Origin of the sequence: Pseudobacillus badius, from assembly GCF_002189605.1 — a bacterium.
GTDB classification, from domain to species: domain Bacteria; phylum Bacillota; class Bacilli; order Bacillales; family Domibacillaceae; genus Pseudobacillus; species Pseudobacillus badius.
Map to the genome: position 1 here is coordinate 21039 of NZ_MWMM01000023.1, position 6222 is coordinate 27260.

General features: G+C 33.5%; 6 protein-coding genes. 4 read left to right on the plus strand and 2 right to left on the minus strand.

The window, feature by feature from the left end; genetic code table 11:
- Position 1: 1 nt before the first annotated feature.
- Positions 2–571 (minus strand): recombinase family protein, encoded by a 570-nt coding sequence (locus B1A98_RS18790; RefSeq protein ID WP_063384328.1) that lies wholly within the window; start codon positions 569–571, stop codon positions 2–4.
- Between the two features lie 495 nt (positions 572–1066).
- Here B1A98_RS18790 and B1A98_RS18795 point away from each other — a divergent pair, with 495 nt between their 5' ends.
- From B1A98_RS18795 to B1A98_RS18810, 4 genes are read left to right on the plus strand one after another with little or no spacing between them, the layout of a single operon-like run.
- Positions 1067–1621, plus strand: coding sequence for a flavoprotein (locus B1A98_RS18795; protein WP_052477429.1), 555 nt, complete (start codon positions 1067–1069; stop codon positions 1619–1621).
- Positions 1614–2834, plus strand: a complete 1221-nt coding sequence (locus tag B1A98_RS18800; RefSeq protein WP_041114491.1) for an MFS transporter — start codon at positions 1614–1616, stop codon at positions 2832–2834. The genes B1A98_RS18795 and B1A98_RS18800 overlap by 8 nt, the downstream gene beginning before the upstream one ends.
- A 15-nt stretch (positions 2835–2849) precedes the next feature.
- Positions 2850–4733: a tetratricopeptide repeat protein gene (locus B1A98_RS18805; RefSeq protein ID WP_063384315.1), complete on the plus strand. Its 1884-nt coding sequence runs from the start codon at positions 2850–2852 to the stop codon at positions 4731–4733.
- A gap of 13 nt (positions 4734–4746) precedes the next feature.
- A complete protein-coding gene (locus B1A98_RS18810) occupies positions 4747–5691 on the plus strand; it encodes a spermidine synthase (protein WP_041114493.1) in 945 nt (314 codons plus the stop codon).
- Positions 5692–5802: 111 nt separating this feature from the next.
- Here the strand turns inward: B1A98_RS18810 and B1A98_RS18815 are convergent, their stop codons facing one another.
- A complete protein-coding gene (locus B1A98_RS18815; RefSeq protein WP_082821678.1) occupies positions 5803–6015 on the minus strand; it encodes a hypothetical protein in 213 nt (70 codons plus the stop codon).
- Between the last annotated feature and the right edge of the window lie 207 nt (positions 6016–6222).

Genomic DNA, 6222 nt, shown 5'->3' on the forward strand with positions numbered 1-6222 from the left:
GTTACACCTCCTCGCCGGATGGTTCTTTCTTTCCTAAGTATCGATATAACGTTGTTGCTCCTATTCCTGTGGCTTCTTTAATTTGGGATAAAGAATAGTCTTTGCTTTCATACATCTTTATGGCAAGCATGATTTTTTTTGATTCAACCTTCGGTCTCCCTCCATTTCTTCCCCTAGCTCTAGCTGCCATCAGTCCATCTTTTGTTCGTTCACTAATGATATCCCGTTCCAATTCAGCTATGCTGGCCAACATTCTGAAAAAGAAACGTCCCATTGCTGTTGTTGTGTCAATTTTATCTTGAATAGATACAAAATGAATTCCCTTTGCTTCAAAATGTTCCATAAGCTCAATTAAATGTTTGGTACTTCGACTGATGCGATCTAATTTATAGACAATCACTGTGTCGCCATTACGTAGAACTTTTAGAAGCTCGTCCAACTGAGGACGGTTTTTTCTCTTTCCTGATTCTTTTTCTTCAAAAATCTGATCCACTTTATAATGATTCAAAGCATCAATTTGTAATGACAATGACTGATCTTGCGTACTTACCCGTGCATATCCAAATTTCAACACAACTTCCCCCCTTACTTAATATATTTACTATACCAAAAAGGGGGTCGGAATAGATATATTGGTATTTTGATTTTAATTATATTTTTGGTTATATACTTTAGTAGTTTTTGAGGTTTTTTAGAGCAGCTCTCTTTTATAACCAAAAACGGTCGTTTATAGGGATTATAATTTATAAAAGCTAAGACATTTTATTAGGACTTAAGGCATAAAGAGTGAGGAATTTATAGTTAAATATATTTATTTTCCTTATATTTACATTGATTAAATTGATTTCTGACTATTCATATAATAAAGTTAAATTGCAAGTATTTCCTTTAATGGGAGGTGAATACATAATGAGATTCGAAGAGCGTAATGTGTATGTTTGTGCTCCTGGCACAAAGCGTAATGTTTATGTGTGTGCACCTGGTACAAAGCGTAAATAATAAATAGTAAGAATAAAAGGTTTGGAGAAAATCCAAACCTTTTATTTCGATTTGAGGGGGAATTAAGGTGGATTATAAGAAAATTTTAGTTGGAATATCAGGCTCCATTGGAGCCGTAGAGATACATAGTTACCTAACTGAAATACAAAACACTTTTAATTGTTCAATAAACTTAATTATGACAGAAAGTGCAAAAAAGATAGTTAATCCGGATAGTCTAAAATATTTTATTGACGGACATTTATTTGAAAACATGTTTGATTCTAACTCTGATTTCAAAATCCCACATGTTCATTTACCTAATTGGGCTGACATTTTAATTATCCTTCCTGCTACGGCAAATATAATTGGAAAAATTGCTAATGGGATTGCTGATGATTTATTGTCAACGGCTGCAATGGCTGCTGCTTGCCCGGTTATTATAGTTCCTAATACAAATGGACATATGTACAATCGCCGGGCAGTTCAAAGAAACATTAAAGCTCTTAAAGAAGACGGTTATATATTTATTGAGCCAGAAGGAGAAGGTGTACAATTATCGACCAAAAAGAAAATTAAGGGAGCAATGCCATCACCCAAAGAGTTAGTAACACAACTAGAAGGGATGATTTTGCATGCCTGAATTAATTGCGAAAAAAAATGTAAATTTACAGCTTGATGCAAAATTTCATCTAATATTATTGGGTCTTTTATTCTCTAGAATTGGTACTAATATATATACTTTGGCCTTACCATGGGTTGCTTACAACTTGTCAGGATCCTCGGTAATCATGGGAACAGTTTTTGCAGTTGAGATGCTGCCGTTTGTACTTTTGCTTCCTTTTGGTGGTGTTCTTATCGATCGAATTGACAGAAGAAAACTGATGATTTTTGCTGATTTAATAAGAATTATTTTTGTGCTTAGCATTCCAGTTATGTTTTGGATGGATGTTTTAGTCACTCCGATGGTTTATATTGTTGCTTTTCTTGCTTCGACATTGTCTTTTTTTATAGATGTTCCTTTACAAGCAGTCATTCCACAAATTGTACCAAAAGAGATACTGACCAAAGCAAATGCCCGGATTCAATTCATTGAGAATCTTTCAAGAACTGTTGGACCGTTATTAGGTGGAGCATTGATTGGTCTAGTGGGAGTATATAATTCTTTGCTGATTAATAGTTTCGCATACCTGATGATGGTTATATGCCTATTCTTGATTGGCCAAATTCCCCGAAACAATGAGGGACAAAATGCTGAAAAGATATGGGACGATATTAAAAAGGGATTTTTATATTTATGGAATCGTTGGGATCTCCGTATCATTGCTTGTATAAGCATTTTGTCTAATTTTGGGATTGCATTAGTGATGTCCACGCTAGTCTATTATCTAAGAGATATTTTAAATGTCAATGCAACCTACACAGGTGTTGTATTTGCTTCTATAGGCATTTTTGGAATGCTCGGCAGCTTAGTAGTTGAACCATTAATTAATAACTTCAAAAGAGGTTATATTATTAGTTTTCTCCCCATCCTAGGTGGAGGAGTTGGAGCTTTAATAGTTGCAGTATTCCCCCATTGGATTAGCACAGCAATTGGCTTTGGCCTTTGGGGAGGAAGCATTACAACTTTAAGTATTATTCTTAATACGTATAAACAAGAAAGTATTGAAAATGAGCTTTATGGTAGAGTTGAGGGTTCTCTTACATCAATTTCCTACCTATCAATTCCACTTGCTGGTTTAATAGGTGGCCTTTCAATTCAAGGTATGGGAAGTTTACCTACCTATCTTGTTGCTGGTTGTTCAGTTATTCTTGCAGGCTTGCTTGCTTTCTTTTCACCATTACGGAAGATATAAAAAGGAGTTTATCTCATGATCCAAAATGTATATACAAAAAGTAATTACACTAACGATATTTTTCGTTGTTTTGAATCTATGTCAAATAACCCTTCTGACTCGAAATGTTTTTGGATTGAGGGTGTAGCAAACTTTGAGGAATTAACAACTGGCATATTTAATGTCTGTTCAGGAACGGGGTTTGTTTTTCATTCGAAATTAAATCGGATGAACCGGTCTTTATTGAAACCATTTAGGGATTTTTTATTGGAGAATAGTTCCACATGGTTAAAGTGGGACTGGATTAAAGATTACAAGTATGAATTACAAACCTTATTTCCAAAAGCTAACGAAAATTCCCCAGACATCTTTAGTATCTCTTGGGGATGGTCTGAGGTAAGACTAAATAGAGAAATCCAATGGGGTTTTCGCTTGATCCACTTTATCTCTAGTATACTCAAAAAATTGGCTGAAGATAGACCTGTTGTGATTTTATTAGAGGATTTTCAAAATTCAGACCGTTTATCAATTTATTGTATAAATCACTTACTAAATAATTTAAAGCTCCAAAATCTTATCTTTGTCTTAAATGTAAAAGATTATCAAGTACTAAGCAATACCAATAAATTAGACAACGGTATTGAAATCACGGAATTATTAACAAGGCTGAAGAAAAAAGTTGATCCCGTATTTATTAGGGGTGGAATTAATACGGATAATGATGAAAGCAAACATTATTTAGTATCAAATGATAATTTAAAAGATAATATTAGCACTTGTGTCAATTGTCTAATTGCAGGTAACGCCAAATATAATGATGTTTTAGAAAAACTTCATCATTCGTTGCTTTTGTTTAATCTTGAAAATGTATTATTTCTTGGAGATATCATTCTTAATAACTTAAATCAATTTGATACCAAGCAGCAACAAAGGCTTTGTTATGAAGTTTGGAGGCATGTAGGAATCGCCCAGGTATTTATGGATGATTTCAGTAATGCAATTAACTCTTTCCTTAATATGAAAATGCATACAGATTCAATTGGTGAACAGGTTAAGGCATGTCACTTAATCGCCACTATATATGGTAAAAGACTTAAAAAAATTGATGAAGCTAAAACGTATATACAAAAAGGACTAAATCTAGCAGGTCAAAGCAAAGATTTTCGTACCCTTTACGAAAAAGGATGGCTGTATAACTATATTGCCTTTGTTTCATATTCAATAGAAAAAGACTTTAAAAAGGCGATGGAACACGTTACCAGAGCGATGGAGTTTGTTCAACCATATAAGAATCACACTCCTGATAGTGACATAATGGATGAAATAGGAAATCCAATATCAGCAGAGCGATTATTAGGGAACTTAAAAGCCAATGCCTCTTATCTTAACTTTTATAAAGGAAATAACGTGGATGCGTTAGAAGAATGGAAAGACCTGAAGGCGGATATTTCGAACGCTCCTGAAATATTCAAGAAAGAATATTTTTACTTTGAAGGTAATTTGCTTCTTTGTTTAGGTAAATACAATCAGGCAATAGAATCCCTAAAAAAATCTTATATTATTTGCGGGGATTTTAAAGATACCTTTCATCAGGAGATTGTATCTCGAAAATTAGGCTATGCTTATTTCTTGATGAATCAATATCAGGAATCAATGAATTTTTATAAAGAATCTTTACAACTAAAAAAATTATTAGGTAAACCAATTTCCAACAAACATTATCAATCTATTTTATTATGCTATATGCTATCTGGAGATTCAAAAAATGATAACAAGGAAATTGAACGGCTACAAGAATTAGTCAATCAAGAATTCCTTGCACTCCACAAAAGTTCACAAATATTTAAAACAAATCCTAATAGATTTTTAGAAGATGGGCCTGTTATTCTTCTAGAGCCTTTCCCTATGATGATTCTTTAATGGAGATGATAATATGCTATTACCATGTGTTAAATGCTACTGCTATGCTGATCAGACTTTAAAAATTAACATAGGAGACAGTATTATAGAAGAAAGTATCTGTTCGTCTTGTAAAGAATTCATACAGGATGAGATTGAAAATTTAATAATGAAATGGACTATGGATTTTTTTGGGGAAAATATCCTTTTTAAGAAGAAATCCGCATACTCAACAATTTATGTATCTGAGAATGAGGAACAGAGAAATTTACGGTTTCTTACATCATTTCAATCAGGAATACTGAAAAAGAAAGAAGGAACTTCTACACCTTATTTAAACAGTTTTTTACTTGGGCCTATCTTTTTAAACAGACAGATTAAACGAATACTATGTATAGGGTTAGGAACTGGTTACTTGGTTAAAGCATTTAGAAGTTTTTTCCCCGATCTGAAAATTGACGTAGTTGAAATAGACGAAGAAGTATATCATGTAGCAAAAAAATATTTTAATTTCAGTTTAGACAGCAACATAGATGTTCATATTTTAGATGCTTTTGAATTTGTTAAAAAAACAGATAGCACAAGCTATGATCTTGTAGCCTTAGACGCTTATGATGGAAACAAAGTGCCTGCACATCTTGATTCTGCCAAATTTTATAAAGAAATTAACCGGATATTAATGCCGGATGGAATCCTTATTTCAAACCTACATGGGCGCTTAACTGGAGAACACTCACAGGATTTTAGAAATTCCTATAACAAAATCGAAGAGGCTTTTAATCACAGTATTTTAATTCCTTCTCCAAATGAGTGGGAAATGAATATACTAACTTTATCTTCAAATAATCAAATTAACAAAATTACTACGGATTCTACTGTATATCAAGAGGACTTAAAGGTACTAATTGAGCCATGGCTAGCTGTTAAACAATATGATGAAAAAGATATTAAAGAGAAAGTGTGGCCATCAATAAGATAAGTCCTTTTAAACAAAGCCCTGAATTTTTTACTTGCCGTAAAAAATTCAGGGCTTTTATCTTCTAAAAATAGTTCTTAACGTATAATATTCGCGTTTTGTCGGCTGGACCCCTTAATAGAATTTGTAAGCTTTACATTGGTTGAACACCTGATCCACCACAACAACTACATCTTTTTCCGCCGTGACAACAAGGGCAACATCCACTTCCCTGACAGTGGTGACATCTACGTCCACTACAACAACAGCACATACCAGCTCCACCACAATAACGACAACATCCTGCACCGTGACAACAACGGCATTGGTGCATACACTCACCTCCATTAGATTAACCACACATAGTATATATATTTATGTAATATTGAACTAAGGCGTTCCCCTTATATAAGGGGGTAGCTCAACCATTTATCACATTTCCCACGTTTGTATATAATTCCACTAGTGTCGCATAAATTTTGACTGAATTTTCTGTTTTCTTGTTTTTACTCATGAGAAGAAAAACAAAGACATTTGAATAGAGGTAGTTAACAT

Excerpts from the sequence above, each read along its gene's own strand:
- B1A98_RS18800 (WP_041114491.1), top strand. The coding sequence starts at position 1,614 with ATGCCTGAATTAATTGCGAAAAAAAATGTAAATTTACAGCTTGATGCA.
- B1A98_RS18805 (WP_063384315.1), top strand. The coding sequence starts at position 2,850 with ATGATCCAAAATGTATATACAAAAAGTAATTACACTAACGATATTTTT.
- B1A98_RS18810 (WP_041114493.1), top strand. The coding sequence starts at position 4,747 with ATGCTATTACCATGTGTTAAATGCTACTGCTATGCTGATCAGACTTTA.
- B1A98_RS18815 (WP_082821678.1), bottom strand. The coding sequence starts at position 6,015 with ATGGAGGTGAGTGTATGCACCAATGCCGTTGTTGTCACGGTGCAGGAT.